This window comes from Teichococcus deserti, assembly GCF_001982615.1.
In the GTDB taxonomy this organism is placed as follows: domain Bacteria; phylum Pseudomonadota; class Alphaproteobacteria; order Acetobacterales; family Acetobacteraceae; genus Pseudoroseomonas; species Pseudoroseomonas deserti.
The window spans coordinates 1-3,020 of record NZ_MLCO01000355.1; the positions used below are offsets into that span (position 1 = coordinate 1).

Annotated in this window: 3 protein-coding genes and 1 pseudogene; 1 reads left to right on the forward strand and 3 read right to left on the reverse strand. The window is 75.3% G+C overall.

Annotated elements, in window-relative coordinates; translation table 11 throughout:
• From BKE38_RS32990 to hemC, 3 genes and pseudogenes are all read right to left on the reverse strand, one after another.
• Positions 1-256: pseudogene (locus BKE38_RS32990) on the reverse strand (hypothetical protein); the annotation flags it as partial.
• Positions 253-1,029 (reverse strand): uroporphyrinogen-III synthase, encoded by a 777-nt coding sequence (locus BKE38_RS26970; protein ID WP_076960285.1) that lies wholly within the window; start codon positions 1,027-1,029, stop codon positions 253-255. The gene BKE38_RS26970 and the pseudogene BKE38_RS32990, both read right to left, overlap by 4 nt.
• A gap of 22 nt (positions 1,030-1,051) precedes the next feature.
• The gene (gene hemC, locus BKE38_RS26975) at positions 1,052-2,170 is read right to left on the reverse strand and encodes a hydroxymethylbilane synthase (protein WP_207553688.1); all 1,119 of its coding nucleotides are present in this window, start codon (positions 2,168-2,170) and stop codon (positions 1,052-1,054) included.
• A 46-nt stretch (positions 2,171-2,216) separates the two neighbouring features.
• Here hemC and tsaD point away from each other — a divergent pair.
• Positions 2,217-3,020: tRNA (adenosine(37)-N6)-threonylcarbamoyltransferase complex transferase subunit TsaD (gene tsaD / locus BKE38_RS26980; protein WP_076960286.1), on the forward strand; the 804-nt coding region annotated here is incomplete at its 3' end.

A 3,020-nucleotide genomic window follows, 5' to 3' on the forward strand; every position in this document is an offset into this window, starting at 1 on the left:
CCCCTGGCCCTGCCGCCGTCACGCCGTCCGCCGGGGCCGACGCGGCCGCGGCGGACGGCGTGACGGCGGCAGGGCCAGGGGTGGGCGTGGCCGGCTTCGGCGGCTCGGCCGGCGGGGTCGCCCCCAGGCCGGCGCTCAGGGCGCGCGGCGGCACGGTGGGATTCCTGCGGCCAGGCGGGGTGCGGTCGCGGTTGGCGTCGCGCCCGGTCTCGCGCGGCTGGTCACCCTGGGGGCTGTCTTTCGGCGTGTCGCTCATCGTCTCGTCTGCCCCTCTTCTCCGGTCAATGGGCCGGGCTGGCCGGAAGCCTGGTGCGGGGCTGGGCCAAGCAGGGCCAGCAGCGCCGCGGGATCGGGCTCCCGGGTAGCACGGATCTCTTGCCATGGCATGTCCGCCAGCCGCCCGGCGATCCGGGACGACAGCGCGAACGCGACCATGCCGCGCACGGTTTCGCCCAGGGCTGCGCGACGCAGCAAGGCCTGCGTCACTTGGGCCGAGCGGGGCGAGAGAAACAGGGCAGCGCGGACGATTCCGGCCTGGAGCGCGAGAATTGTCTGCGGCGGCAGGGTGGCCGCGGGCGTCGCCGCATAGACGGCGCGGCGGGCGACGGCGAAGCCGCGGGCGCGCAGCGCCGCCGCCAGCGGCAGGCTGTAGCCGCGGCCGGCGGCCAGCAGCAGGGCGCCGCGCCCAGGGTCCAGCCGCTCGGCGGCCAGCGCCGCGAGCGAGACGGCGTCGCCCTCGGCCTCGATCACCGACAGAAAACCGCAGGCGCGCGCTTCGGCCGCGGTGCCGCGGCCGACCGCCAGCACCGGCAAGGCCGGATCGAGGCGGCCGGCGAGCGCCCGCGCGCTGGCGCGGCTGGGCAGCAGCAGCGCCTGGCAGGGCGGCGCGCGCCAGCCCTCGGGCAGGATGGAGGACAGCACCAGCGCCGGGGCCGGCAGCGGCTGCCAGCCCAGCGCCGCGACCGCGGCCGCGGTCTCGGCATGGCCCGGCTCCGGCCGGGTCACCAGGATGCCGGGCTTTTCCCGCATCCGATCCGCGTCCGCCCGCGGGCTAGCCGGAGAAGATGTCGGCAGGGCTGTCGGCGCGCAGGCTGTCGCCCAGCTCGCGGCCCAGGCGCTCGGCATCGGCGGTCGCGCCATGCAGGCTGCGCTTCAGCAGGAAGCTGCCGTCGGGGCGGGCGATCAGCCCGGTCAGGTGCAGCTCGCCGGTGGGCAGGATGCGGGCATGGCCGCCGATCGGCGTGCGGCAGGAGCCGTCGAGGGCGGCCAGCATCGCCCGCTCGGCGCGGGAGACGGCGCGGGCCGAGCGGTCCTCGATGCCCGACAGCAGCTCGTGCAGCTCGGTGTCGGCCTCGCGCACGGTGACGCCGACGATGCCCTGGCCGGCGGCCGGCACCATGGCGTCGGCGTCCAGCACCACGCTGGCATGCTCCTCCAGCCCGAGGCGCTTGAGGCCGGCGAGCGCCAGCAGCGTGCCCTGGCAGTCGCCGGCGGCGAGCTTGGCCAGGCGCGAGCCGACATTGCCGCGGATCATGCCGACCTTCAGGTCGGGGCGGGCATGCAGCAGCTGGGCCTGGCGGCGCAGGCTCGCGGTGCCGATCAGCGCGCCGGCGGGGATGGCGCCGAAGGGGTCGCCGGGCTCGCTCCGCGGCGCGTCGGGGCCGAGGACGAGCGCGTCGCGCGCATCCTCCCGCTTCAGCGTACAGGCCAGCACGATGCCGGGCGGCAGCTCGGTCTCCAGGTCCTTCAGGCTGTGGACCGCGAAATCGATGCGGCCGTCCAGCAGCGCCTCATGGATCTCCTTGGCGAAGAGCCCCTTGCCGCCGATATCGGCCAGGCGCCGGTCCTGGATGCGGTCGCCCGAGGTCGCGATCACATGCTCCTCGAAGGCCTTGGCATTGCGCAGGACGGGGCAGAAATGCAGCACCAGCTCGAGGAAGGTGCGGGTCTGCCACAGCGCCAGCGGCGAGCCGCGGGTGCCGACGCGCAGCGGCAGCGGCCGGCGCGCATGCGGCTTCACCGGCCCCGTGGCGGCGATGGCGGGCCTTGCCGGGGCATGGCCCGAGGTGGCATGCGCTGTCCCGCCGCGCAGATCTGCCGGGGCCATGGCGCAGGACAGGGCGAAGGCGCCTGCCGGGGCAAGCGGCAGGACGGGGTGGGCAAAGGACATGCGGGCGTCATAGAACCACCGCCCGGCATGGGGAAGGCAAGAACGGATGCGATCGGCGGCTATCGAGGGACCAGTGCTGGGCTTGGAGGCGAGCTGCGACGAGACCGCGGCGGCGCTGCTGGCACCCGACGGCCGCATCCTGGCGGAAGCCGTGCGCAGCCAGCTGGCCGAGCACACCCCCTTCGGCGGCGTGGTGCCGGAGATCGCGGCGCGCGCGCATCTGGCGCATCTGCCCGCCCTCGCCACCGAGGTGATGGCCCGCGCCGGGGTCTCGCCTGACCAGCTGGGCGGGATCGCCGCCACCGCCGGCCCGGGGCTGATCGGCGGGCTGATCGTCGGCTCCAGCTTCGGCAAGGGCATGGCCATCGCGCATGGCCTGCCCTTCGTCGCGGTGAACCACCTGGAGGGCCATGCGCTGACCGCGCGCCTGCCCCTTCTTCAAGAAACGGGCCTGGTCGAGGGCGGCGTCGAATTTCCCTATCTGCTGCTGCTGCTGTCCGGCGGGCATTGCCAATGCGTCGCCGTCGAGGGGCTGGGCCGCTACCGCCGCCTGGGCTCGACGCTGGACGACGCGGTCGGCGAGGCCTTCGACAAATCCGCCAAGCTGATGGGCCTGCCCTGGCCCGGCGGCCCGGCGCTGGAGAAGCTGGCCCAGGCCGGCGATCCCAGGCGCTTCCCCCTGCCCCGCCCGATGCTCGGCCGCCCCGGCTGCGACTTCTCGTTCAGTGGGCTGAAGACGGCCGTCGCCCACTCGATCCCGAAGCTGCAGACCGAGCAGGACCGCGCCGACCTGGCCGCCGCTTTCCAACATGTGGTGGCCGCCGTGCTGGCCGACCGCGCCCGCAACGCG